We start from the raw sequence: 25,793 nt of genomic DNA on the forward strand, positions 1-25,793 counted from the left end.
TCCTAACCAACCACTTCTGGCTCATGAAAAAACAACCGTCCCCGTTTGCCGGGCCTCTTCAGCGGCAAAAGCCATCCGATGCCCATGCACCACCTGCCGGAATTCCGCAAGGACATCGTCCACAGACCAACACACCATACGCGCATACAGCGAATCAACCAACCCTTCGTCACCACCCAGATGGCCACCGTGATCCTCGAAATCAATTTTTTCGAGGGTTTCCCCCTGGTGGTTTTCGACGATGATATCCACGCCGCCGCTGCGATGGACAAACTCCCCGCCCTTCAACCGGCCCTTGGTTCCATAGATTTCAATGCCGCGCCCGGTATCGAACGCGGTCATGGTGAAGGAGCAGCTGATGCCGCCATCGAACCCCATGGCCAGCACCTGGTGATCCACCGCCGTATTGTTGCACCGATACGCGCAGCGCCCCCACGGCGAAGTTTCCAGCCACTGGAGGATTTCCCCGTCGGACGCAGTGCGGGCACGATCATACACCATGGCCAACCAACCTTTGCCGGACTCCTCTAAATAATGCTTCGCGTTATACATGCAATCATCCGCCACCGGACAACCCTGATGGCAACGCTCCGGAGCACCCGCCGGCGCGTGGTCGGCTTTAAAATGGTTGAGCGCCCCCACACTGGAAACCGAACGGCATTCCCGCCCGATCAGCCAATGGAGCAGATCCATGTCGTGGCAGCATTTGGCCAGGATCATCGGCGAGGTTTCTTCCATGACCGCCCAATGCCCGCGAACGAACGAATGGGAAAAGTGCCACGCACCCACCCCCTCGGCGGCATGAACCGACACCAGATCGCCGAGCACCCCGTCGTCGATCAACTGCTTCACTTTCAGATAGAAGGCGGAATAGCGCAACACATGGCAAACCACAACGCGGCGGCGCAGCTCCACCGCCTTCTGTTCAATGGCGACAACTTCTTCCATCGAGTTGGAGACGGGTTTTTCCAGCAGCAGGTCATAGCCCGCCTCCATCGCGCCCATGGCGTGTTCAAAATGGTCGTCATCCTGGGTGCAAACCATGACCACATCGGCAGATGGACGATCTTCCAGCAAGGCGGCGGCGTCAGGATAGCCCTTAAAACCTGAGTCGCTCGAAAGCGCACGGATTTGTTCCACACGCTCCGAAACCGGATCGGCAGCGGCCACAAGCGCATATTGTTCCGGCAGGTTCGAGGCCAGCCTTGCGTACCTCGTTCCTCTCGACCCGCACCCGATGACGGCTACTCTCAATATTTTGTTATTTTTCAACGAGATATCCTTCTGTTTTTTCTCCGTGGGCATCCAGAATCGTGGCCGACAGCCCATCCTTGTTCACTTCTAGAATTGTGACGGTTCCGTCTCCCATTTTCTTCCCGCCGCCAATGATGACCGGATAGTTGTGGTCGCCTGCGGTGTGCGGCGGATGAATGGCGGCCCTGTGGGTGTGTCCATGGATCGACATATCGAAGCCGGCGCGATTGAGGATGGGGCCCCATAGGGTTTTCCATGGATTGAAGCTATCGGGATTGAGACCGTAGATCGGGATGTGGTGAACCAGCACGCGGTATTTCGCCTGCGTGAACTCCGGCTTTACAATCTCTTGCTCCAGCCATTCCGCCTGTTCGCGGTGGAAGCCTTCGAAATCGTTCAGGCCCGAATAGGCCCAGTGGCTATCGGCCTTGTCTTCGCCGCAATCGAGAAAGATGAACCGCACCGGGCCGCGGCTTAGGGCAAAATATTGCTTCCCGCCGGGGTTGTCCACCAAACCGGGCCATTGCCGGGAATAGGCGCCGCGAATTTCGTGGTTGCCCCGCAGATAGACGACCGGCGTCGAGGCGGCGTTGATTCCCTGATTGTAGGTGGCAAGGCTGCGCAGCACCTTTTCTTCAGTGGCAGGATCGTTGAAGCAATCGCCGTTGAAAATGCTCAGGTCGTAGTCGAGGCCATCGACCTGCTCCACCAGTTTCGAGAACAACGGAAGGTTGTCGTGGATGTCGTTGAAGAAAATACATTTCAGCGCATCGCTATCCGGGTTTGCGGTTTCAAAGGATTTGATCTCCGAGTTTTCAAGCCGCCCCCACTCGACCTTGTAGGGCCCGTAGCGGGTGATTTCCCGCGAGCAGATCCGGTAGAAATAGCGCCGCCCCGGCCGCAGCCCGGCCAGCCTGATTCTGTTCAGCGTGTTGTTGGCAGCAACCTGTCCATCGACGATCATCTGGGCCTTTTTGCCAAGCGCATCGGTTTCGCCCCACTCCACCCAGGAGTGGCATTTCACGTTGGTCAGCCACATCACCGTCGCGCCAGTGTCATCAACGTTTTGAAGATAGGGCCCAACGCCAACCAAGGATGCGGCATTCCCCTCGCCAACCCTCTCCTCGTTTGCGAAGGCCAATGCCGCTGCACCCAACAACCCCGTCGTCCCCAAAAAACTTCGTTTATTCATGCTCACTTGACTGTTCCTATCTGTCGTTTCTTTTTCTGTTTATCCTTTTTCGCGGCAGCCTTTGCTGCACGGACGTCGGCAAGGTCGTTGCTGCTGAGTTCTTTGAGCTTGGTACCGAGCTGCTTTTTGAAGCGCGCAACGACGGAAGCATATTCGGGGTTTTCGGCGAGATTGGTGTATTGCTTCGGGTCTTTCTTCATGTCGAAGAGCTGGAGGCCAAGTTCGCCGTTTTTCCCGTGCTGGATGTAGGCCCATTCATCGGTGCGCAGCAGATAGCTGTTCTTGTTTACGCAAAAAGCCGCATCGCGCACGGAGATGGATGGATCGTCCAGTGTTTGAACCAGGCTTTTGCCCTGAAGCCGCGAGGGCACTTCGAGACCGCAGAGTTCGGAGACGGTTGGATAGAGGTCGAGCAGCTCGGTGAAGGAATTGCAGACGGCGGGTTTCTTGCCGGGGACCTTGATGATGAGCGGCACGCGCGATGATTCGTCCATCAATCCCACCTTCATCCAGAAATCGTGCTCGCACAGATGGAAACCGTGGTCGGAGGTGAAGATGACGATGGTGTTTTCTTCAAGACCTTCTTCGCGAAGGGTGTCGAGCACCTTGCCGACCTGCGCATCCATGAAGGCGACCGAGGCATAGTAGGCGGCGATGGCTTTCTTTTCCTTTTCGGTGGTGAGCTGCATGCCCTTGCTGGTGCGGTAGTTGATTCCAGCCTTTGGAATATCGTCCCAGTCGCCCGCGACCTTTTCAGGCAGGACGATGTTGTCCCAGTCGTAGGGTTCGTAATACGCGCGCGGCGAAACAAACGGGACGTGCGGACGAACGAATCCGACCGCGAGAAAAAAGGGCTTGCCGATCCCCTTGTATTCGCGCAGCAGCTCGCAGGCCTTCTTTGCGGTCTTGCCGTCGGAATGAACCTCATCACCGCCTTCGGCTTTGACATATTCAAGGTGGTTGCCCTTGCCGTAGCCGCGGGTTCCATCCGGATTGCCTTCGAGGCGTTCGCCATCGCCGGGCGCCATCACTTCGGGGCCCTGGCTGTTGAAGCGTTCCACCCACGAGGCTTCGTCGTCGGTTCCATTGGAGCCTTTGACGATGTCGCCGGGGACGCCCATGTGGTAGATCTTGCTGACGCGCGCGGCGTGGTAGCCGTTGTTGATGAAGTGCTGGCTCCAGGTGGCGCGGTCGCCGATATTTTGCCTGCCGCTATTGTATCCCAGGCTGCCGGTGGCATGCGGATAGTAGCCCGACATGAACGAAGCGCGCGAGGGCCCGCAAACCGGAAACTGGCAGAAGGTGCGCGTGTAGCGTGTGCCCTGCGCGGCGAGCCGATCGATATTTGGCGTTTGGCACGCCTTGTTTTCGTAGCACGAAAGCGCCGTTGCCGTCAGGTCGTCCGAAATAATGAACAGCACGTTTGGCCGGGGCGTCGCCTGCATTGCACCCACAAGAAGAATTCCCAACCCCAGTAAACGCCTGACTTGATCCCTACCCATAACTTTCCCTTTTCGAGTTATCTTATAGAATACCTATTGTCCGTCTGTTGTTTGGTTAGTCAAATCGAATTGCCGATAAACGGAGCATCTCTCATGAGACGATGGCCGTGAGTCAGCCCTGTCCCCTACTGGCCCTGAATCTTGAGCGTATCCATCGACCAGAATTGGCCTTCGCCGTTTTTGAGGAACAGGCGCACAAACAGGGGTTTCCCCGCTGGCGCATCGATCATGACGCTATTCGCTCCTTCGCGGGATTTTTTTACGTCGATGCTGTTTTTCCAACGATCGGAAAAGGTCAGGCCTTCTTCCTCGCCCCAATAGATTTTCACTTCGGGATTTTTGCCGAGGTTGCGGATGCTGAACGACACCTTCGCACCGGAGGAGGTTTGTTTGATGCCGGTTCCGGCAATTTCGCACGGCACGGTTTGGAGAAATTTGAGATCCGCAGCGGAAAGATAGCCCACCCGATGGACGGTTTTCGGGGGCAACACGACCGGCTCCTTCCCATCCGTCTTGCGGAAGGCCCAGCCACCGGTCTGGAGATAGAACCAACCGTCGTCCGTCAGCCCACGGTCTGTGTGCGTCAAGCCGGTCGCCTTGTCGATATCGCCCTCGCTCATTCGGTCGTATGGATGCAGCTTTCCCTTGCCGTCCACCACCCAGCCGCGATACCGCATCCGCCGCTCATAGGGCCCCGTTCGCTGCCGCGTAGGCGGGCCCGGCACCTCGACAAAACTGCCGATGCCCAACGTGTCCTTCGGCTTGCGTTTGTTCCAGGTCTTGCCGACGCCAAACATGCGCCAACGGTTTTCATCGGTCGCAAAAAAATAGGTGAAATAGGTGGTGTAGGTCTCCCCCGGCTCCATGCGGATGGCGAAGGCCTGACGCTGCCCCGGCCGACCCTCAAGCGGGTTCCAGCCCCTAATTTTCACGCCCGTTCCTTCATGGCTGAAGCCACTAAACTTCGCGTTTGGATCGCCGATCGCAATCAGATGCGAAAGTTTTTCAATGGGCGGTTCTTCCTTTCCGCGCCCGAAGCTCCAGAGTGAAAAATTGAATCCCGTGTTCACCAAACCGTTGGCCTTCCAAGTGGGGCCGTAGTATCCAAACGGCGTGGTGATCGGTGCATAAAAATCCAACGTGCCGGGTTTTGCATCCATCTCCATGATGACCAGGCGAACACCTTCAGGATCATGTGAACTGGAAAAGCGGGTGTGCGCCGCCGCGGGGCGCCAGCGCTTGCGGAGCACCGCCGCATTTTCGGCCGCAGCTCCCGAAACCTTGATCGCATGCAGCTTCGCCGCACCCGCTTCATCCTTGCACGTTATCCGCAATACATGCATTCCGGATTTGCCGATCTTGAATGAAAGCGGTTTGCCCGACAGGTTCTGCTCCTGACCGGACAACGACAGGACATAGGTCCCCTTGGCATCTTCCATATCGATCTGCACGCTCAACGTGCCGGGTTTCTCGATCCAGAGCCCCCACTCCGCGGCATCACCGGATTCCCAGCCCGAAATCCATTTGTAGTTGGTGCCCTTGTTCAACGCGGGATCAACCACGGGCAGCTCCCCTTCGCCCTCGGCGAGCAGTCCAAGCTTCGGAAAAAAAGATTCGTTCGGCGTGAGCAGCAACCGCGCATCGGCGGTTCGCTGCGCCATGTGGAACATATTATCGCCAAGTTCTGAGACCGGAATCCATTCGACTGGCGCGCGTTGCTGACTACTGTGTGCGCAGAGCACAAACGTAGCGGCTACAAAGGAACAAAGGATTGGCTTCTTCATAAATTTTCTTCCTGTTTGGAATTATTTTAAATGAATCTCGATTGCCACTATTTGCTTACATAAATACTATCAATGCCGTTGGTCAGAGTCGAATGGTGCGTGCTCTGAATACCAATCCCGTCGAACGTCAACTGGCCGGCGAAAGGTATAGGCGGTTAGCGTTTCATCCGAATCAGCGAGTTGAATACTGGTGTTCGCACCATCGTAGGTAATCATGGCAACGATGGTTTCGAGGGAATTCAGGTTGCTCGCAAACTGCGCATAAGTCGAGCCTGTCCCAGCAGAGTGAGTTTTTAAATCGCACAGATCCCGCACTTCTAAAGAACGGTAAAAAAAAGTGGCATCATAGGTGGGATCGGCTGGGGGTTCCTGAAAAAGCGCCATTTTGGCTGAGCCAGGGCGCACGCCTGTCTTTGAGGGAGCTGGTTCCGGTTGGATTATGCCGCGGCGGCAAGTTCAGCTTCGAGTTCGGCACGCTTCTGCGCGGCCATGGCGGCGAGCTTCCAGAGGTTGTGGCCGAGGATGCACCATTCGATGCGGGTTTTTCGGTTCTCATACCCTTTGCTTCGCAAGGGCGTTCCGAGGTAGGCGTTCTTAAAGATGCCGATGCGGCCTTCGGTTGATCCCCTTCGTTTTTGAAGCAAGCAGAAGCCTTCGTCTTCAAGCTTCTCCTTGAGCAGGGGCACGGAACGGGGGCAGATGGCATTGATGATGCCGAGTTCTTCGAGGTCGGTTCGGGCGTTTGCGCTGTCGAAGCCGCGGTCGCCTGTGTAGCTGTCCATGTGCCTGGCGGATTTATTCAATGTACTGAACTTATCCATGACGCCAGCACCGGCATAAATCACACCGATCAGACCGACACCCACAAGAATCAGCGTCATCGACAACATTATCACCAGACGTGCCCAGTGGTTGTGATGTGCTTAACAAAAACTTCACGCTTTAAAACCTGGCTTCTTCATATTCGGTAACGGCCTATTTAGTCGCCTGCATTCCGGGCAGTATCGACCCGGCCCTCGTCCTTGTGAAGCTCTCCCTGATAAATATTTTTGTGACGATTGCCGGGAGCCACCGGTTTTTTATTCTCTTTTGATGCCTTGAGCTCTCGCGTAGTCAGCTCGCCATTCGCTTCATAAACCTCGAACGGAATCCGCGCTTCCATCCGTTCGCAGTCGCGTCCAATCATGACCGTAAATACGCCCGGCTCGACAACCCATTGCTGGTTTGCATCAACCATCTGCATCGATTTGCGATCGAGCAAAAATTTAACGGTTCGGGTTTCACCCGGCTTAAGCGTCAGCCGTTCAAACCCTTTGAGCATAATTTCATAGCAAGCGGCAGAGGTATAGTCATCACGTAGATAGCATTGAACAACTTCATCGCCAGGCACCTTTCCGCTGTTCGTGACATCAACAGAAACTTCAACCTTACAGTCGGGTCGCGGCTTTACAGTGGCATTTGCATAAGAAAACTCCGTGTAGCTCAAACCGAACCCAAATGGATACAACGGCCCCATCAACCGGTTCTTCCCGACTCTAAAGCCTTGCTTTAGCCATCTTGCATTGAGCGAATGCCCACAGTTGGAGCCGGGACGCGAAGGAAATGCGAGCGGGATTTGCCCGACCGACTGTGGAATTGTAAACGGCAATTTTCCACCGGGATTGATTTTACCCAACAACGCTTCAGCCATGGCAGTTCCGGTGGCCTCGCCCATCGCCCAGCCGCAGAGGATCGCCGGCACATTACGCGCAGTCCAGTTAATAGAGGCCGGCCGCCCCATCCGCAACACCACAATCGTCGGCGTACCGGTCTTTTGAATCGCTTTGATCAGCGCCTCCTGATGGCCGGGCAAATTGAGCGAAAGGCGAGATCTGGACTCTCCAGCAGTATTGTCTCCATCCCCAACCATCACAATCGCCAGATCAGCATCCGCGGCTTTCTGAACAGCCGCGTCAATCATCTGCAGTTCTTTGCCGGACGGATCTTCGGGCATTACATCGGAAACCGGATAGCGGGAGTCGGTAAAATCGCAACCCTTGCTGTAAACCAGCGAACTGCCTTCCGGCAGCAAAGCATTCAACCCGTCATACATCGTAACCATCGGCGTATCCGACGGCCCATAGCCTCCCACACCGAATACCTCGTCTTTGGCGACCGGACCGGCGACCAGAATGCGCTTGTATTTATCCGTATTGATCGGTAGCAAGTCGTTCTCGTTTTTGAGCAATACCACGCATTCACGGGCGGCCTCCAACGCACTGTTACGATGCGCTTCATTGCGCACCATCTGATCCGCACCAGCCGGATCGACGACATAGGGATTATTAAACAGCCCCACCCGAAATTTGACGCGCAACACATCGCGAACCAGCCGATCCAATTGCTCCATCGGAATCTCCCCTTCAGCCACCAACTCGCGCATCGGCATCACATATAAGTCCGGCTGTGTGAAATCAGTTCGCACATTGAGTCCAGCATTCACAGCCATTCCGATGGCCTCCTTGTAGGTTTCTGCCGTTCGGTGTTCATAGTGCGTGCGCAATACCGCGCCGCTGTCGGAAACCAGATACCCCTGGAAGCCCCACTGGGTGCGCAGGATATCTGTAAGAAATTCGTGGCTGGCATTGATCGGCACGCCATCATAGTCGTTGTGCGAAGTCATCATCCCAAGAATGCCAGCCTGTGCGACCATATGAAACGGCTCCAAATGCAGCATCTGCATTTCGCGGCGGCCAATCTGCGGATCTTTTCGAACGCCGGAATCGCGCCCTCCCTTGGGAATACCATACACCGCAAAATGCTTGGCCGTCGCGGCGATCCCTTCGCCCTGCATTCCTTTGACCGTCGCAACGCCCATCGTTCCGGCAAGAAATGGATCTTCGGAATAGCTTTCACGAACGCGCCCCCAGCGCGGATCACGGCACAGATCAAGAATCGGCGAATAGACATTACTGTAGCCAACCGCCTTGGCCTCGCGTGCCGTTATCCGGGCAATCTCGCGCGCCACGGCAGGATTCCAACTGGCACCCACCGCCAACGGTTCAGGAAAATTCGTACACTTGTTATACTTAAGGCCATGAATCCCCTCGACCGTAAAGTCAACCGGAATGCCCAGCCGCGTCTGTTCAATAAAGAACCGCTGCGTCTCGTTTTTGGCACGCGAATGTTTTGAAGGCGGCCAAACATATGGAGTTTTCTTTGCCAAATGCTGGTCGATATTCGCCAGCCCATCCTTCCAAACCTCATTCTTCCACTGCAGGGTTGGCACATCATCCTTTAGCACTGCCGGATAGCCGTACAGCGTCACCAGCTGACAGGTTTTTTCATCGACGTTCATCTGTGAAAGCAGATCATCGATCCGCTTTTCAACTGCAACCGCCGGATCTTCATACGGATCCTTTTCCCCGTCCTTGTTAAAATCGATCCAACCGTCGCGATAGATTTCCGGCATGTCCGATGGATTCAGGCAATCCGGCTGGAATCCTTTTTCGATGGGCGGCCGCGAGCCGGGCAATGGATTTACCCTCTCCACAGCTCCGCCGGAAACCACATTCTCCGCAATCTGCCCCAAAACAAACACAGGACTTATCAATCCAAATACACATCCACAAAAGATCTTCTTCATTCACTATTCCTCTCATTGCCTAACTACAAACTCTCGTTGCTAACCACCGCTTACAAGCAGAACAACAGATCCATCCTTCACAAGCCCCAGCCCGTCACCCGCAGACCATCAAGGTGTTGCATACTCCGGAGGAGTCGAAGCCCGCACAAGTCCACTAGAACCGCCGGGGACCCGCCCGGTGGCCACATATTCAAATGCTCGCACGATGTAAAATGTATTGGTTGGAATCCACACACTCTTGCCGCTATTGGCCAAATATGCATCGCAGTCATATTCCGGTTCGTTCAGCAAATCGCATACCTCGGTAATATGAGGCGTATAATTCCCCCACCCTGCTTGATCATTAATCAGCCCGTCAACCGAACCTTCGCCTTCAATGAGCGCGGCAATAAACTGAGAACTATAGACTTCCTGAGCCCATTGCCCTGGATTATCCGGATCATGCGGAAGCCCCTCACTAAAGGTCATATAGATGTTTGTATTCCACGAAACCGGTGCATACGGAATATCCCAGGGGAGATCTTTCAACACGATCCGCGAATCGGTAGATGACACGATGGTCAGCAAATCTTTTTCTTCCATCTGCTGCGCACACCACAACGCCCGTGTATTCTGAGCATCGCTGACCCCTATGGCAAATTTATCACCATCACCCAACGGATTAGCGCAGCTTCCTTCGGCATACAAATAGCCCAATAATCGGGCGCGGGTGCGGATGTCTACCGTGCTATTTGAGTTGATCGTCGGATCATTGAATTGATCCAGAATAATTCGATAAAAGGCCTGCGGTTCAGTTAACTCGTTTGTGATGACCATCGCGCCGTCATTCCCGGGAATATTGGACTCAATATTGCTCCACGAACCTTCAACCAGATTCGATCGGCTCTGAATGACATACTTGGCCGAGGCATCACTCGGCCATCTCACCACACTATTCGTTCCATTCAGCATCGCAAGCGATATGCCTTTAATCACAACAGAAGAATTCATCGTTTCAGTCGAGGATACCCACACCGTTGTTTTTCCTGCATTCAAATGATCATAATCTACGAACAGAACAGCCGCATTGTTCGTCCAACTGGCCGCATAGGAGTCAGAAAGCATGGACTGTCCATTGGTCCAACTGATATCCCCCGCTGCCACCAATGCGGAAAAATCAGCGACATGTTCGCCATCCCAGACCAACGTTCCCGCATCAATCAGCACACTACCGTTATCCACAGCAAAATCACTTTTCACATTCAATGTGCCGCCCAGAAGGCTCATCGCTCCCGTCCCTTCCTGACCGACAAAAGATACATCACCGATTGCAAGATTCATAAACACAGCACTGGCTGAATCGTTCATCGTGAACGTGCCCTCCCCCAATCGTTTGCCAACAATCACGTTGCCGGACAGCACATTCAATGCCCCGTCACCGGAAAGAGTCAAAACTCCGTTTCCGTTCCGGGCATCTGTTGTCCCCGAGTCACCGCCAAGCCAAAGATACGAACCGGAGAAGGTTGCCGTTCCGCCGGATATTTCCAGATTTCCAGTACTCTCCTGACCCACGGTAACCGCATCCGCAGAATTAAACACTCCGCTCTTCAGTTGAACCGTGGTCGTTCCGGTATCATTATCTCCTCCTAGCCCCATTCTTGAGATGCCCGACACATTGAGCGTGCCGCCGTCGATCACCGTCAGACAGTCCGCACCCGCCGTGTTTCCGTCGACATAAAGACCTGTTACATTCAGGGTACCATTTTCGATTTTGTACCCGCCGCCGCTTCTCGATCCACCCGTAAGCTTAGTGATCGTCTGATCGGAATCGATGACAATCAAGTCCGCCAGGCCTACTCGGCCTTTCGCCTCATCCGACGCCCCCGGAACAACGCCGCCCTCCCAGTTCGCCCCCGTACTGAACAGCAGATCCGTGCCGCCGTTCCACATAATCTGCGTGGCCGCAGCGTGCATCGCCAAACCGGCCATAGCCGATGCGATTATTACTCCTGAAAATCTTCTCATCGTTTTCTCCATAATATTTCCCCAAAGGTCTGAAACGAACCATTCATGCCGATTCCGGGCCTTTTCCTATGCCGACCTAATTGCCTGCGGGTATGGGGCCTCCCAGAAGGTTTCCGGCTCCCTTATCTACAACTTCCGTCGCGCCTTTGCTACTTACGCTCAGAATATCGTAGGAGAATGCTCCATTAGGGAACAGGGTGAAAAATCCAACGTGCTGGGTGCCTCCCTCGAATTTTTCAGATCGTGGACCGCTGGTCTCTTTGGATTCGTTATTAACGGTGCGTGCTCCGCCCGGACAGATCAAAAACTCCTGAATTCCTTCCGTTTCCGGCACCCTCTCCCCTACGGAATTCATAGGAGCAAACCGTTCATAGACATGATTATGCCCGGTCATCACGAGAGCAGGACCGTGAGCATAAAGCACATCCCACAAGGGTTTCATTTTGGGATATCCACCATGTTTCGCATTAGAAAACAATGGATAATGCCAGTAAGCCAGCGTTGGAGCCCTGGGGTTTGCGGCGAGATCCTTCTTGAGCCAATCGAGCTGAGCGTCGGCCTTTTCACCACCAACAACGAAGGTCACACTGTCGAGACTCACGACATGCCATCCGCCTAGATCAAAACTGTAATACATCTCAGGTGCGTGAGCGGCTTCCCCCCAGAATTCGCAGTAACCACTGAAGGGCGGTTCGGATTTTGCATCGTGATTACCAGGGCATGGATAAATTTTGGAAATGAATCGATCATAGGTGCCCTTATATATTTCCCTATAGCTTTCAACCGGTGTTGTTTTGTCATTGGATGTGTCGCCCGCCAGCAACACGGCGGAAACCGAAGGATTCGCCATGATTACATCGGACACAACTTGAACATCCGGCATAAAAACGTCGGCGGTCACGGCTACGGTAACCCCTTGGGTGGCAGCAACTGCGCCTGACGCGGCAAGGATAATGGCTGTGAACAAAGCCAAAGCCGCTGGACGCCAGCGCTTTGATACATGCAAATAGATCAATGATATTTGATACATACTTCTCCGAATCAGTTATAGTTTTTCGTTTCCCCAGAATTCACCAGCTTGAATTATTTACAGCCCTAGACCGGAGAGCGAACCAGGGTCGCGTCAAGCCATCGCCCGCACACGATTAAGGTGTTGCATACTCCGAGTCGAAGCCCGCACAAGTCCGATGGAACCGCCGGGCACCCGCCCGGCGGCCACATATTCAAACTCTCGCACGATGTAAAATGTTTTGGTTGGAATCCACACAGCCTTGCCGATGTGGCTAACTGCCCGATGAATGTACTTCTTAGTTGTTGGTGGAGACTGGCAAATGCTTGGAAAAAAATCTACTGGCCGTATGGCCACAGCACCGGGCGATTGAACTCCCCGGCACAACCCCAGAGATTTTCAATGCGAATCAGGACTGTCAGGTTACGCCCGATGAATAGATTGGGCATTGACGCTATACCCTTCAGCGACCTCATCAGTCCCTTGTCAAAATAAGCCCCGTGTGTGCCTTAACGTCCAAGGGGAATATCACCGAATTATCCTCGCCCCATGACTTGAACGTCTTGCCATCGGTTCCGGGAATTTCGACACCGTTGACGGCATTGCCATCCGGGTTGACCACAACGAAACCGTTTTCAAACCGGCGATAATATACTTTCGTCCCGCCAAACTGATCCATCGAGCCGATTGCCACGCCAAGAGGCGCATCGTATTCGACATAATACTCAGCGGCATTGCTCTTAGGCTGGTCCTTCTTCTTCGTGTCAAAGTTGAAATAGCTGTTTGGCCCAGCCGCGAGCAGGTAAGAGCCCAGCGCGAAACGCCGCCACTGCGGAACAAGAACATCGGCATTGGGTTCATCGTTCGATGTGTTGCCGTTGCTCCAACACTTTGTCCACCAGAATCCCATCAATCCGCGTTTTTCCACATCCTTGATCATTTCGATTTCGCTCATCCACAATTCCAGCGAAGGCCATGAGGTCAATTCGGATTTTGGTTCACGCCAAATCTGCTCCGACATGGCACCATCGTAATGGGCCAGTAAAACTCGCGGACTGCTTTCAACCGGCTCCGCCCAGTAACGCGTTCCGCGCGCCAATCCGTTCATCGTCAGCATCATATCCTCGGGAATGACTTGACGGATCGCCTGAGCCATCTTTGACTCGGCCATCATCCACTCCGTCTTAGTATATTCTTGGCCGGTATTGGGGTTAATGGGCTTGGAGTGAAGGTAGTTGCCTCCGACGGGCCCCGTACCCATACTGTCGGTAAAGATTCCATCGTAGCCTAGATCAAATTGGTTCTTGGCGAATTGAACAACATAGTCGATCCAATGCGGATTGTCTGGAACAACGACCCAGTTCTCAAAGTTCCGCGCCTTGATTATATTCCCATCCGCATTGTGCCCCATGGCGTCGGAGGGGAGTCTGGCAACTTCTCTCTTGTTCACGTAGGGCCCCAGAAGGTACTTGATCATCTTCACATCGGGATTTGCTTCATGAAATGGCTTCGGATCAAGATGGCCATACAGGACTTCAAACCTGCCTGCCGCTTCCGTTGGCGATTGTTCTCCGATGTCCCGCCAGGCCGGTGCAAACAGTCGCAACCTTGTTTCGGTGTGCATCCATGGTTTCGCATGCCTCTCCGCAACATGGGGTGCCTCCGGAACAACGTCGCCCGCCCCATTCGCCGCCAGATCCGTGCCGCCATTCCGCAAAATCTGTGTGGCCATTGCATTCATCGAAAAACCAGTGATCGTCAATACGATTGCTACTTCAAATAGTTTTCTCATGCATTTTTCCTTATTTATTTCTTCACCCAGAAAAAAAGGCAGGGGAGCTCTTCCCCAGAACCTTCTTTCTTGTTGCTCTCAGAGGTTTGCAAATATCTGCGCAAAAGATCTGCTGGTCGTATGACCACACACCGCATACATTGCGTTCATTCGGTTAAAAAAATGACGACAAAAACACCATCGACCAGTGCACTACAAATCCCTTGCCCGCACACGATTTTTAACGCATGCAGGCCTTCAGAGTTTTGCGATTACGACTACAATCCTTTGCAGCGTTATGCCAAAAAAAAACAGGCACATCAGGGCGCTACAAACCACTGATCGTGTTCTACATCCACTTCCATTCCTACTGGAAGATGTTCGCTGGAAGTCCCAACGTGGAGAACAAATTTTCCCGCCTCCAACTTCCAGGCGTCCCGGGAGACATCGTAAAAGCAGAGATTATTTCGACGCAGATTCATGACCGCATGGGTCGTCTGCCCCGGCTCAACGTGAACGCGAGTAAAGCCGCGCAGTTCCCGCGAAGGACGCTCTTCGCTGCAAACCAAATCTTCCACATAAAGCTGTACCGTACACATACCGGAAACCTTTCCGGTATTTTTTACAGCAACGTTCACAGACCATCCTTCTTCGACCGGTTCAACCGTGCCCTCGAGCAGCTCAAACGTCGTTCTGCTGAGTCCAAAGCCGAATGGATAGCGCTGAGCAATTCCCTTTTCAATGAACCAACGATGACCACATAGAAGCCCTTCTTTATATTCGGCATCAAAACCATGAACCTGCGGGCGATCCTTGCCATAATTATTCGTCGGAAGATCTCCTTGATGAACCCGCTTTGCCGGCCACTCTGCCCCGGAACCAGCCACCGGCCAATCGGATACCGGGTTGCCGAACACGCAGGGAAGCCGACCGGTAAAATCGCCCTTTCCAGTCAACGCATCCACCACGGCCGCGCCGAAGGCCTGTCCGCCGTTCCAAACTACGGCAAACGCATCGACGCCATCATCCCAATCTGTTGTATCCACACTCGTACCGCACTGCAGCACCACCACCAGCTTGTCGGTACGTGCCGCCAGAGCCCGAATGTCTGCCGCCTGTGTTCCCGGCAGCGTTGAGCGTTCAAGGTCTGCGCCTTCGCCACCGACGCCATCGTGCGCACAAAACACCACCAGATCGGCATCTAAATCCGCATCGGTAGTTTCTGCAACGCTTTCGCGATGTACAACTGCCGTCGCGCCCAGCGTTGAAAGCAGCGCCTTTTTAATGGAAATATTTCCGGCCCCCTCATTCACCAGGCCGGAACCGGTTCCCATAATAACCTCATCCGCGGCCGGACCGCACAACAGGACGGTTTTCAACCCCGGAACCGGCAGCAGCGCACGTTTATTTTTCAGCAGCACAATGCTGTCACGAGCCACCTGACGGGCAACAGCCTGATTCTTTTCTGTATCCAGACCACCCGCAGGTAAATCGTCGCCCAGCAGTCCGACCCGTAGATAAAGAAGCAGCACCCGACCGGCCATTCGATCCAGATCCTGCTCTGAGATGACTCCATCGTTTACCGCCCTGAGAAGATTGCCTTCGCCATAAACGTAGCGGCAAAAGCCCGTCGACATATCCAGTCCTGCCTTCGCAGACGCTTCCGTACGATAGGCCGAACGCCAGTCCGTCAGGATCACACCATCAAAACCGATTTTGTCCCGCAGCAACGTTGTTAAGAGGTCATAGTTTTCAGAAACATGGGTGCCGGCAAATAAATTATTCCCGGTCATCAGGCTCCATGCGCCTCCACGGCGAATGCCCTGCTCAAACGGATAGTTATAGATTTCGCGCAACACCCGTTCATCCATTTTTGCCGAGGTATAGTGCCGAAAGGTTTCGCACTCGTTGGCCACAAAATGTTTCAGGTTTGCTCCCACACCATACTTCTGAAGGCCGCGAACATAGGCCACCGCCATTTCCGCCGTCAGGTATGGATCTTCACCGAAATATTCATAGTTCCGCCCGCCACGCGGATCGCGCATCATATTGATCCCCGGAGCCAACAACACATGCTTTCCAAGCGCACGCATCTCGCGCCCCATAACGGCGGCATACTCCTCGGCCAGACCGCGATCCCAGCAGGCCGCCAAAGCCAGACCGCCGGGCAATGCCGTCGTCCGCGCCGCGGTATCGGCACCGATCGTCACGACCTCGCCGTCTCCTGCATTTTGATGTTTTTTGTGCGTAGAGGTCAGTTTTTTTGGATCGCGCAACAAACGGATGCCCACCGGACCATCAGCCAGAATCAACGGCTCGACACCCAACCGCGGTATACCTCCGGAAACAAACGATCCAAAACAAAGTCCAACCTTTTCCTCTGTCGTCATCCGACCGAGCAGATCCGCAACACGCATTTCCGGTTCTAATGAAGTATCGCGCCATGGCTCCCCTGCTCCGGAAGCGACCCCGACCAAAGTCGCCAACAAAACTCCAAGTCCAATTCTATGTCTCTCACTCATCCTGTTCCTTTACCTTTTTTTAAAAATCCGTGGGATTCACCCATTTAGTCTGGGCAGGAGTAAACTCGCCCTGCATGAAGCGTTCTTCGCTCCTTCATTTCTCGTTTGCAGAGAGTGGCAAACCCCTGCAGGAAAGATCAACTGGCTGTATGGCCACAACCTGGAAATTCACGCGACGATGTGTTCGCCTCAAGACATTTGACTATTTCTTATGAATACGACGATTCATAATTCATCTAGCCGACCGGTTGTCCAGTTTCTGGAATCGCCCGGTGGTCACGCCGGGACCGAATCGAATGTTCGGAGGCTCGGCCTTGCCTTTGAACCAAGATGCATAGTCCTTGCCGGCACTGATTTCGTTGTCGTAAAACTCCAGATTCTCAACATGATCAGCGACCATCAGCGGCTTGAAAATCTGAATGATTTTGTTGTTATAAATCTTCACATTCTTATGAATCGGAACTTCACTATCGTAATTATCAGCGTCGCATGAATATGGAAGGTCGCCTGCGAAAACCCGCCTGAATTACACTGGTCGAAGACATTGTTGTAGATTTCAACATCTTCGACACCGCCGGCTTCGTACCAACTGGTTGCCTCACTGCGGATCTTGATGGCACAACCCTGCACATTAAAATAGTTGTCGTGAATTCTCACTTTTCCCAGCGTTTTGATCAGCAGGTTTCTCGCGCGGTGGTTGGAAAAATGGTTGTTGCTGATCTGCACGTCGGTGTCGTATGCACGCAGGGTAACGACCACGTTTTTCCAATCGAGATCCGGAAGCGGATCTTCAAAAACAAGCCTGTCTTCCTGAGCCGGATCGCGATCCATGAATTTGGCCAGTTTCCCCTCCCCAAGCAGTTCGAGCGTCTCGGCATCATGAAACCCGATCATGTCTCCCATAAATAGGGTATCAACTCCCATCTGCTGAAAATGATTCAAGCGAGTCCGTAGCGTCTTGTCGTCCTCTTTCCTCATGACCGGACGGAATATGCCGTGAATATTACAGTCGTCATCCCCCTGAAATTCAAAGCGGCAGTTCGTGATGTGAATATCCCCACGGCATTCCACAAAATGGGTCACATCGTGATGGGTTGTATACCAGCGGCCCGAGTTCGGACGTCGGACAGCCTTTAACCGATCAATGTAAATATTCCGAGAGCCTTCAAAAATGGATCCGAACCCTGCTGCGTGATACATGGTGATGTTCTGAAGGTGGATATTTTCGCTGCGATGCACCGTAAATCCCGGAGAGGAACGGTCATTATATTGGAATACGGCGATATGGCCGGGCTTCAGCGGACTCAGAATATGAAGCGACCGAAGCCGCACTAAATTCTTTTCCAGCAGTTCGGCTGTGTGATCGCTTCCGACACCATATTCGTCTTGACTCTTGAACACCAGCCGACCGAGTTCCGGGTTCACGATGTTGATATTGTTGAAGTCCATCGGTTCAGGCAGGTCGGGATTAAGGAAGACCAAACGTTCATCGCGAATGCCCACCGGATATTCATCACCGAACCGGACATCAAAAAAGCCCTTGCCCACGTTCACAATCTCGCCCTGACTGAAGAAGGGATGTTCCCAGTCAATCGTCAGGTTTTTGATCGTCACATTCTTTGCATTCTTGAGATAGAATGGAATGATATGGCCGTGAAAAATCAGTTCCGCACCGTTGCCGTCAATGACCAGATCTTCGGCATCCTGAAGATCAAACAGAATCTGCTTCATTCCATCATTGTTGTTCGAAATATGCAGGGTGCGCTGTATTCCATTTTTGGCATACGCATGATGCGTCCCCTTCGGGAGCACAATCGTCTTTTTACCCGATGCCACCTCCGCACGGACCCAGCTTTCGAACTCTTCCGCATGAAGCACGCCCGCTCCGCACATAAGTGCCAATGCAACCAAACGACCGATCATTTTCTTCCTCCAATCTTAAGCTGTTGGAACAATCTGGATGAAAGTTCTTTTACAACCTCCGCGTATTCCGGCTTTCCGGCGAGATTGACCGTTTCACTCAAATCCTGACCCAGATCATAAAGTTCTGTTCCATAAGATGCTCCCTGAGGGTCGCGACGATCCAGCCAGAGCACCAACCGATAGCGGTCGGTTCGCAGGGCATAGCCCATCAGGTAGTTTTCAAACAGGTTGCGATCCCATGCATCGCCCACCTGAGTCTTGATCCGCCCCTCCACCTGTTCGATCAGGGGGCCAAAGAAGGTCTGACGCATTCCGACCGAAAGCGGATTGGCCGCCCATTCGCGCAACGCCGGGCTCGGGAACTGGCTGATGGCCATGTTTTTCCCTTTAAATTCGGGATCGTCCAGAACAGGTCTGAAGCTTTCCCCTTCGCAGTGCTCGGGGATCGGCAGCCCCGCGAGATCGCACAACGTCGGGTAGAGGTCGATTAATTCAACGATGGAATCCGCCTCTTCACCGCGGGATTTCATCTCGGGCGTCCAGACAATCAGCGGAACCCGGGTTCCGATTTCATAGTTTGTGGCCTTGCCCCATACCCCCATCTCTCCGAGATGCCAACCGTGATCGCCCCAGACCACGATAATCGTGTTATCGCGGATACCGGCATCTTCCAGAGCCTCGATCATTAAACCGATCTGGGCATCAATATAACTGACGCAGGCATAGTAGCCGTGCAGGAGCGTTCGCGCCAGGTCATCCGGAATCGTTCCTGATTTAGGAATACCGTGACGAACACGCAACTCGAACGACTCATGCAAACCGACCGCCGCGCCATCCTTCGGCGGATGAGTCTGGCTTGTCAGCTCGATCTCGGCGGGATTGTACAGATCCCAATAACGCTTCGGCGCAATGAAATTCAGATGCGGCTTGTAAAAACCAAGCCCCATAAACAGCGGTTTGTCTGGATTCTTTTCCAAATGATCTTTCAGCGTGGCGATCGCCACTTGCGTATTGTACCCATCCTTATATTCGTCGTCTTCCACCTCCCCGGCTTCGTAAGCGGGCCCGTGAATCAGACCGACCGAACCTTCCTTACCGTATTTCGCCAGCATGGCCTTGCGGTTTTGGAGGAAGATCGCTTGGTTTTCCGGAACGGCATAGCCCCCCGGAAATTGCGGAAGCGTTACTCCTGCACGGCTTACAGCAGGCTTGCGGCTCCATGAAAGTTCTTCGTCCTTCAAATTTCCGTGGAAGATCTTTCCGCAATAGACACTCTCATACCCATGATTGATGAAGTGCTGTGACAGCGTAATCAAGTCTGGATTCAACGTGCGAAAGTAGGCGCTGTTTTCAATCACACCAATGGTTTCCGGCCGACAACCGGTCATCAAGCTGGCTCGCGAAGGCCCGCAAATCGCCTGCTGGCAATAGGCTCGTTCAAATCGCATGCCCTCAGAGGCCAGCTTGTCCAAATTCGGGCTCTTGATATAATCTGAACCATAACAGCCCAGCTCAGGTCGAAGGTCATCGACCGCGATGAAGAGAATGTTTGGTTTGTCTGAACCGGTGTTGCCGGTCATCGCAACCGAATTTTGTTTATTCGCCACCGCTGTCAAATTTAACAACGCCAAAAGTAACACGGTTGCTTTCGTTACATATTTCATCAGTAAACCTTTTCTTATTTCATTAATTAAATTTTTTAACGACCTGAGGGTTTGTGCGTTCAATTTCAATCATATGGAAAATCGGTTCGCCTGATTTTTTTAATATAACAAAATCAACTTTGGCGCTGCGAAAATCCGCTTTGGATATTATAAAACTTTGGACCTTCCAGCGGCCGCTGGAGCCGGACACCACTTCGCTTGTTTTAATTCTTTTATTATGTCTAAACTGCAGTTGCCATTCATTCCCCCTTTCCGCCAACCAGGTTACATTTATTTTCACGGTCTCCCCCTGTGTCTCAGCAGCAAATGCTTTATCAACCCGAAATGACATCTTTTCACTGGTAAGTCTGGCCGCTGAGTATCCTCGATAATCAGCATCTACATGCCCGACAATTTCAACCGCATCAGGATCAATCTGCGTAATATAATAGCCGATGTTTCGCAGTGATTCTTTATTTCCGTCAAATTCACACAATACAACAAATGCCCCGGGAGTTTTGTCCGGATATAGATACATGCCCGCATATTTATTGAAGAGTCTGAATGCTTCGGAAAATCCCGGTTCCCTGTAGCGCTCGAGATCCTGCTCATAGGTAGCACTGTAGGTCACCCCCAGATAAAGTTTGTACAACTGCCGCCAATATATTTCCTGAGCATCGTTCTGGGTGGCACCGGCCGGAAATTTTTTCCGGGTCCGCGTACTCATTTGATGAGGCGTGTTTTTTACATCCTCGTAATATCCAATCATGCCGCGGTCTATACAACGCCGTTTATAATCCTGCGCCCGAGGGGCCATGTATTTAAAATGACTGGCGCTGGCCTCCGTCCCCATAACAACCATCAGAGGCGAGGTGTAAACATGTTCATCCATCCATTCATTGCCCAGCCCGCACTCAAAACTGATCCAGGGACGAATGAAGGTATATATGCCCAAGGGGTGAAATGCCTCTTTGTATGCACGAACAACAGCAGCGAAATATTGCTTCGCTACCGCATAATCATCGTCTTCCAATCGCGGAGGATAAATGGCATCACCGGCCGGCACCCATTTGCCGTCTTCAAGAATCTTCCATTGACTACGGTCTATGGTGGAGCCCGCTTTAAGTACTTCGCCGTGATGAAAATCCCACCGCCAAGCTTCGGTATTAAAGGCATTAGGTTGAACGCGGATCCCCAGCACCCATTTTCTGTGCGGAGAAGATTTTACGCGGTCAGCCACCTTCTCCAGCAGATTGCAGTAATGTTTCATGTAGATCGGGTGCCAGAACTGGGGTGCGCGACAATTCCTGGCCGTTCCTCCGACCCACGGCACTTCGGCAAAAATCCATTCCGGAGCACCGCCATTAATCTGGATCACCATGGGTTTCTTCAATTCAGCCGCCCGGTTCATATCCAGATCGAATTGACACCAGTCAAACTGATCCGCGGAAACCGGCTGCAACTTCTTCCAGTAGGTAACCCCCTGAAGCACCCTGACAAAAGGGAACTCCTCCACATCGTCGTTGGTGTGCGTCCAGATGGATGCAATACCGAAATACGCAGAATCAGCCATGTCAGAAGCGGCACAGACCGCCTCCTTCAAAAAAACCAAAATTATAACAGTAAAAATTCTCACAACAACCTCGTTCACTGTAGTTTAATCACGAAAACACCTTACAGCGCCCAAACCCTGCTTTCGTGTGATTTGTGTATTTCGTGGTTCATAATTCTGATGCATTAGCGGGTAATCGGAAGCCACACGCTCATTTCCGGTTCTTCGCGATTGTTCCATGCAAAATACGGGATCAGCTCCACGTTCACCGTCGTTGCTTCCTTATCGGCAATATCTCCGTATTGCCCGAAGATAGGTTGATCCGGTTTAGGCACCAGCTTCGCGGAGGTCTTCAGCACGGTGACACCCCCCAACAGATCCGACCGATATTCGGATTCGAAGTCAACGTCAGCATCAATCGCAACCTGCTCGAAAGCAGCATCGCCCTGCACATCGTTCGACTCAAGGCAGTACACAACCGGACCACGGCTGACGGCAACCTGGTTGCGAATTTGTTCGGTGCGGCAATTACCAACAAGCAGGCGCACGCTCATTTCGAGGTTGAGTTCCAGCACATCACCCTTTTCCCAAACTCTGGAAATTTCGGCATAGGTGCCCGGCTCCGCCTTCACGTCTTCTTTTTTACCGTTGAACCTGAGAGAAACCTTACCCGTCCATGCAGGAATGCGCAGCTTGAATGCGACCGCTTCTTCTGGAGCGTCATCAATGGAAAACGTGATTTTCCCGTCCCACGGATAGTCGGTAGTCATCTTGAGTTTCAGCCCCAGCTTTTCCAGCGCCGCCTCGCAATCGGCAAAATGGTGCACCCAAAGGGTGCCCTTCGAGACCGAAAAGAGGTAGGCGTGGTATGCAGCAAGGTTGCGCGACAGGTTGGTCGGACAGCAAATATGCTCCAGGCCGGGTACATGGCGACGATGGAAGTCGTGGCTCCACAGTTCATGCTTTGCGCCATGCCAGCGCAACGGATTGGTGTAAGACCAGTGGTCGCCATCCACCTCCATGCCTGCAAGCATCGAGTTATACCAACTCAGTTCCATGATATCCGCATAACACGGATTCCCCGTAGCCTGCAGCATCCGCCAGTTCCACATCATATTGCCCACCGTGCCGCAGGTTTCATTATACGCCGTGGCATTCGGAAGATCGAACGGCGCCACGACTCCCTCGTTAACGGTATCGCCTACATATACCTTTCGTTGATCCCCATAAAAATTTCGGGTAACCGGGCTTTTATGAACCGGACTCACGCCGCCGGTTACGTACATTTTCTTTCCCGTCAGATCGCCCCACAAACGTTCCAGTGCCTCAAGGAGAGAACGGTCGCCGGTTTCAAGATAGACATCGGTCGCGCCGGCATAGAGATAGGTAAAAAACACGGCGTGGCCGATCACTTCTGTTTCTTTACGAAGCGGAATATAATTCTGATAATTATCCGTCCCGCCCTTATAATTTTTCATGCCCCATCCCGGACGGCCCCAGTCCGGCTTTTCGGCCGTTCCCTGATAGGACGCCCCGCGCAGATCAACCACATGAATGGCCAGTTCGAGCGCATCCCGGTTGCCGGTTGCCCGGTAGAGTTCAACCGCCCCCATGATGATGGATGGGTTGTACGGATATTCCCACATCACATCGGGATGTTCCTTGAATTGCTTTAAACAGAAAGCCGCGGCCTTGTTCCCGACATCCAGAAGGTCCGTTTGACCGGTCATGCGGTAGTGAACCGCCGCAGCGGTCAACAAATGCCCCATATTGTACAACTCGTGGTTATGCGGAGAGAGCCAACGTTCTTTATACTTTCCGGCACTGACCTGCGTGGCGATATAGCCGTCGTCTTCCTGCGCAGCAGCAATGGTTGGAATCACGGACCCGATGCGCCCAAGCACTTCCCGGTCGCCGGTAGACGCATAGATATAACTCGCAGTTTCAATCCACTTGTAAAGCCAGGCATCTTCCCATGCCACGCCCTGATGCCGCCCTGCTTTGATCCCGGCGGCCACCTTGAAATTGTTCAGCGGATAGCCCTTCTCCTCATCAGTTGCCAGCTGCCACAGCAACTCGAAAGAAACCTTCCGGTTCACCTCCTGCCGCTGCTTCCAGAACCCGCCCGTAATCTTCACCTCATCCAGCCCGACGTTCTGCATTTTCGCATAGGGGCTTCCATCAATTTTTATCAGGCTCTTATCCGCGCGGCATGCGACCCCGACAAGACACACCACAACTATGCTGCAAATTTTCATGAACAAAACCTCCCTGATATTTAACAATCTCCTGCATGATCAATCTATAAACAGGAACCGTGCGGAAACTGCATATATAACAGGACACGGCGATCTTTCTGCCCTGAAGAACCCTACGGCCTTGACACAACACGATGCTGAAGCTTTATCACACGAACCATATTGACCGTCAGGTCTCCTGTGCCTTCGGATATAAGCCGAAAATCCATGTTTCCGGAAAAGATGCTGTTCGCCGCGAGTTCCGGCAGATGAAGCGTAATCGTTTTACGTTTGCCGTCGCCCTGCGTCTGAATCACCTTCGCCCTCTTCCGACCGGATCGTTGGGAATACTCGACCGTCCATCGGATTTTCTCATTATCGATATAGGTAACCTTCAGGAGACAGGGAGCGGGCGTGTTCCAGAACACCGGATCCAGCCCGAAGAGCAGTCCGTTCTGGCCGTTCTCAACATCGGTACGGCGCGCATCAAAATCCATATTCTCGGGATCGCCCGGCCGGGGGAACGAAGTCGCCGCCGCGGGAACGCTCATCGATCCGGGCGCATCGCGCTGCACCACCCACCGTTCCAGGTTTTTCACGGTGCCCCGCTGGGTTTCAGCCTCACGCAGATAAACCCACGCATCGATGGATGTATCACGCCGATACCCCTGCGACTTGAGGACATACTCATTGAGCTCCGGATTCAAGGCGAGGGATTCAGGACTGACCATCTGAAAATCCTGAAGTAACTGTAGCCCATGAAGCGAAGAAATCCGATGGCGATATTCGTCATAACAGGTATCCACAAACCGCCACGTCCACCCTTTACCATATTCCTCGTTTTCATCGCCTCGAAAACGCCCTGCTCGCAGGGAGGGATGGTCATAATCCAACACACAATAGCCGTCATCAATCGTCACCCCCCACGCCGGCTCATCCCAGAGCAGGTTCAGGTTATCGATCGCACCATTACGGATTCCACAACCCTTTTCGAAGGCATAATTCACCGGCTCTTCAGTGACCTCGGCATAGCGTTTTGGACCGACGGGACCCTTTGCCATCCAGGCCAATTTATACTCAACACCGTTAAAGGCTTCGCACATTGTATCTATACGGCTGAGCAACCAGTTCCGGAAGATTTCAGGCGTCAAACCGCCCTCCTGTTCATAGATATCGGCGTCAACCGGCCGCATCCATAATTCCTCGCCACGCGAAGGGCTGATGCAATGGATATACGCGTACACAATGTCATCATCATGCGCAATTCCAGTTTCCCTGAAAGCTTCCATAAATTCATTGAAAGCGTTGACCACCCCTGGTTTCCAAACCGCCGCATTACGTAAACGCCAAGGCTGGTTTTCGGACAGCGGCGGCATGTCAAAAACAGGCACCTCATACTTCGTCAATACCCATCGCGGAACCTTGGATTCGACCGTCCCCTGAATGTGCAGTCCAACCTTCAGGCCTTGCGCCTTCGCATCGCGAATACGCTGTTTAAACTTGGAAAAATCAAACGTGCCTTCCCGAGGATTGCATTCACGCCAGTTGACGTGGATCCCCTTGATCGTTACGGCAGCATCCTTGGAATCGTTCCACGTGATAAAGCCGGAGTAAGGATGCGGATTCACGCCCGGCGGCAGCGACCAGTCCCACCCCTCTCGGATATCATTTTTATCGCCCCACCTCGCATGGCCCGATTTCTGTGAGGCGGAAACGCCGCTGCCATACGCAGCGATCAGCAGAATAACGAAAATTCTTTTTGTTTTATGGATCAT

At 53.1% G+C, this 25,793-nt stretch carries 17 protein-coding genes; all 17 read right to left on the reverse strand.

Annotated elements, in window-relative coordinates:
* Positions 1 to 21 precede the first annotated feature (21 nt).
* The 17 genes from SCARR_RS14135 to SCARR_RS14215 all read right to left on the reverse strand — a co-directional run bounded on the left by SCARR_RS14135 (position 22) and on the right by SCARR_RS14215 (position 25,793).
* Complete coding sequence (locus SCARR_RS14135) at positions 22 to 1,272, reverse strand: Gfo/Idh/MocA family protein (RefSeq protein WP_168433313.1); 1,251 nt, start codon at positions 1,270 to 1,272, stop codon at positions 22 to 24.
* Entirely contained in the window at positions 1,262 to 2,446 is a 1,185-nt protein-coding gene (locus SCARR_RS14140) for an FN3 domain-containing metallophosphoesterase family protein (protein WP_136062330.1), read from the reverse strand. Before SCARR_RS14140 ends, SCARR_RS14135 begins: the two co-directional genes overlap by 11 nt.
* Before the next feature lie 2 nt (positions 2,447 to 2,448).
* The gene (locus tag SCARR_RS14145; protein ID WP_246044498.1) at positions 2,449 to 3,891 is read right to left on the reverse strand and encodes a sulfatase; all 1,443 of its coding nucleotides are present in this window, start codon (positions 3,889 to 3,891) and stop codon (positions 2,449 to 2,451) included.
* Between the two features lie 182 nt (positions 3,892 to 4,073).
* Positions 4,074 to 5,732 (reverse strand): DUF3472 domain-containing protein, encoded by a 1,659-nt coding sequence (locus tag SCARR_RS14150; protein WP_136062332.1) that lies wholly within the window; start codon positions 5,730 to 5,732, stop codon positions 4,074 to 4,076.
* Positions 5,733 to 5,801: 69 nt separating this feature from the next.
* Positions 5,802 to 6,116, reverse strand: coding sequence for a hypothetical protein (locus SCARR_RS14155; protein WP_136062333.1), 315 nt, complete (start codon positions 6,114 to 6,116; stop codon positions 5,802 to 5,804).
* A gap of 53 nt (positions 6,117 to 6,169) precedes the next feature.
* Positions 6,170 to 6,613: a hypothetical protein gene (locus tag SCARR_RS14160; protein ID WP_136062334.1), complete on the reverse strand. Its 444-nt coding sequence runs from the start codon at positions 6,611 to 6,613 to the stop codon at positions 6,170 to 6,172.
* A gap of 98 nt (positions 6,614 to 6,711) precedes the next feature.
* On the reverse strand, positions 6,712 to 9,357 hold the full coding sequence (locus tag SCARR_RS14165) for a glycoside hydrolase family 3 N-terminal domain-containing protein (protein ID WP_136062335.1): 2,646 nt from the start codon (positions 9,355 to 9,357) through the stop codon (positions 6,712 to 6,714).
* Between the two features lie 108 nt (positions 9,358 to 9,465).
* Positions 9,466 to 11,361: an autotransporter outer membrane beta-barrel domain-containing protein gene (locus tag SCARR_RS14170; RefSeq protein WP_136062336.1), complete on the reverse strand. Its 1,896-nt coding sequence runs from the start codon at positions 11,359 to 11,361 to the stop codon at positions 9,466 to 9,468.
* 76 nt (positions 11,362 to 11,437) lie between these two features.
* Positions 11,438 to 12,391 carry a metallophosphoesterase family protein gene (locus SCARR_RS14175; RefSeq protein WP_136062337.1) on the reverse strand — a complete coding sequence of 318 codons (954 nt, stop codon included), beginning with the start codon at positions 12,389 to 12,391 and terminating at the stop codon, positions 11,438 to 11,440.
* A gap of 454 nt (positions 12,392 to 12,845) precedes the next feature.
* Positions 12,846 to 14,162 (reverse strand): putative glycoside hydrolase, encoded by a 1,317-nt coding sequence (locus SCARR_RS14180; RefSeq protein WP_136062338.1) that lies wholly within the window; start codon positions 14,160 to 14,162, stop codon positions 12,846 to 12,848.
* Positions 14,163 to 14,461: 299 nt separating this feature from the next.
* Complete coding sequence (locus SCARR_RS14185; RefSeq protein ID WP_136062339.1) at positions 14,462 to 16,663, reverse strand: beta-glucosidase; 2,202 nt, start codon at positions 16,661 to 16,663, stop codon at positions 14,462 to 14,464.
* Between the two features lie 232 nt (positions 16,664 to 16,895).
* Positions 16,896 to 17,108, reverse strand: a complete 213-nt coding sequence (locus SCARR_RS14190) for a hypothetical protein (protein ID WP_136062340.1) — start codon at positions 17,106 to 17,108, stop codon at positions 16,896 to 16,898.
* Entirely contained in the window at positions 17,105 to 18,586 is a 1,482-nt protein-coding gene (locus SCARR_RS14195; RefSeq protein ID WP_136062341.1) for an alpha-1,3-galactosidase-related protein, read from the reverse strand. The genes SCARR_RS14190 and SCARR_RS14195 overlap by 4 nt, the downstream gene beginning before the upstream one ends.
* Positions 18,583 to 20,250, reverse strand: a complete 1,668-nt coding sequence (locus tag SCARR_RS14200; protein ID WP_222846326.1) for a sulfatase — start codon at positions 20,248 to 20,250, stop codon at positions 18,583 to 18,585. Before SCARR_RS14200 ends, SCARR_RS14195 begins: the two co-directional genes overlap by 4 nt.
* A 22-nt stretch (positions 20,251 to 20,272) precedes the next feature.
* A complete protein-coding gene (locus SCARR_RS14205; protein WP_136062342.1) occupies positions 20,273 to 21,865 on the reverse strand; it encodes a hypothetical protein in 1,593 nt (530 codons plus the stop codon).
* Between the two features lie 101 nt (positions 21,866 to 21,966).
* Positions 21,967 to 24,039 (reverse strand): glycoside hydrolase family 127 protein, encoded by a 2,073-nt coding sequence (locus SCARR_RS14210; protein WP_136062343.1) that lies wholly within the window; start codon positions 24,037 to 24,039, stop codon positions 21,967 to 21,969.
* Positions 24,040 to 24,152: 113 nt separating this feature from the next.
* On the reverse strand, positions 24,153 to 25,793 hold the full coding sequence (locus SCARR_RS14215) for a beta-galactosidase (protein ID WP_136062344.1): 1,641 nt from the start codon (positions 25,791 to 25,793) through the stop codon (positions 24,153 to 24,155).

Origin of the sequence: Pontiella sulfatireligans (assembly GCF_900890705.1) — a bacterium.
Classification (GTDB): Bacteria; Verrucomicrobiota; Kiritimatiellia; order Kiritimatiellales; family Pontiellaceae; genus Pontiella; species Pontiella sulfatireligans.

What these genes read in the sequence shown, in the direction of transcription:
- SCARR_RS14140 (WP_136062330.1), bottom strand. Translation starts at nt 2,446, where the DNA reads ATGAATAAACGAAGTTTTTTGGGGACGACGGGGTTGTTGGGTGCAGCG.
- SCARR_RS14145 (WP_246044498.1), bottom strand. Translation starts at nt 3,891, where the DNA reads ATGCAGGCGACGCCCCGGCCAAACGTGCTGTTCATTATTTCGGACGAC.
- SCARR_RS14150 (WP_136062332.1), bottom strand. Translation starts at nt 5,732, where the DNA reads ATGAAGAAGCCAATCCTTTGTTCCTTTGTAGCCGCTACGTTTGTGCTC.
- SCARR_RS14155 (WP_136062333.1), bottom strand. Translation starts at nt 6,116, where the DNA reads ATGGCGCTTTTTCAGGAACCCCCAGCCGATCCCACCTATGATGCCACT.
- SCARR_RS14160 (WP_136062334.1), bottom strand. Translation starts at nt 6,613, where the DNA reads ATGACGCTGATTCTTGTGGGTGTCGGTCTGATCGGTGTGATTTATGCC.
- SCARR_RS14165 (WP_136062335.1), bottom strand. Translation starts at nt 9,357, where the DNA reads ATGAAGAAGATCTTTTGTGGATGTGTATTTGGATTGATAAGTCCTGTG.
- SCARR_RS14170 (WP_136062336.1), bottom strand. Translation starts at nt 11,361, where the DNA reads ATGAGAAGATTTTCAGGAGTAATAATCGCATCGGCTATGGCCGGTTTG.
- SCARR_RS14175 (WP_136062337.1), bottom strand. Translation starts at nt 12,391, where the DNA reads ATGTATCAAATATCATTGATCTATTTGCATGTATCAAAGCGCTGGCGT.
- SCARR_RS14180 (WP_136062338.1), bottom strand. Translation starts at nt 14,162, where the DNA reads ATGAGAAAACTATTTGAAGTAGCAATCGTATTGACGATCACTGGTTTT.
- SCARR_RS14185 (WP_136062339.1), bottom strand. Translation starts at nt 16,663, where the DNA reads ATGAGTGAGAGACATAGAATTGGACTTGGAGTTTTGTTGGCGACTTTG.
- SCARR_RS14195 (WP_136062341.1), bottom strand. Translation starts at nt 18,586, where the DNA reads ATGATCGGTCGTTTGGTTGCATTGGCACTTATGTGCGGAGCGGGCGTG.
- SCARR_RS14200 (WP_222846326.1), bottom strand. Translation starts at nt 20,250, where the DNA reads ATGAAATATGTAACGAAAGCAACCGTGTTACTTTTGGCGTTGTTAAAT.
- SCARR_RS14210 (WP_136062343.1), bottom strand. Translation starts at nt 24,039, where the DNA reads ATGAAAATTTGCAGCATAGTTGTGGTGTGTCTTGTCGGGGTCGCATGC.
- SCARR_RS14215 (WP_136062344.1), bottom strand. Translation starts at nt 25,793, where the DNA reads ATGATCCATAAAACAAAAAGAATTTTCGTTATTCTGCTGATCGCTGCG.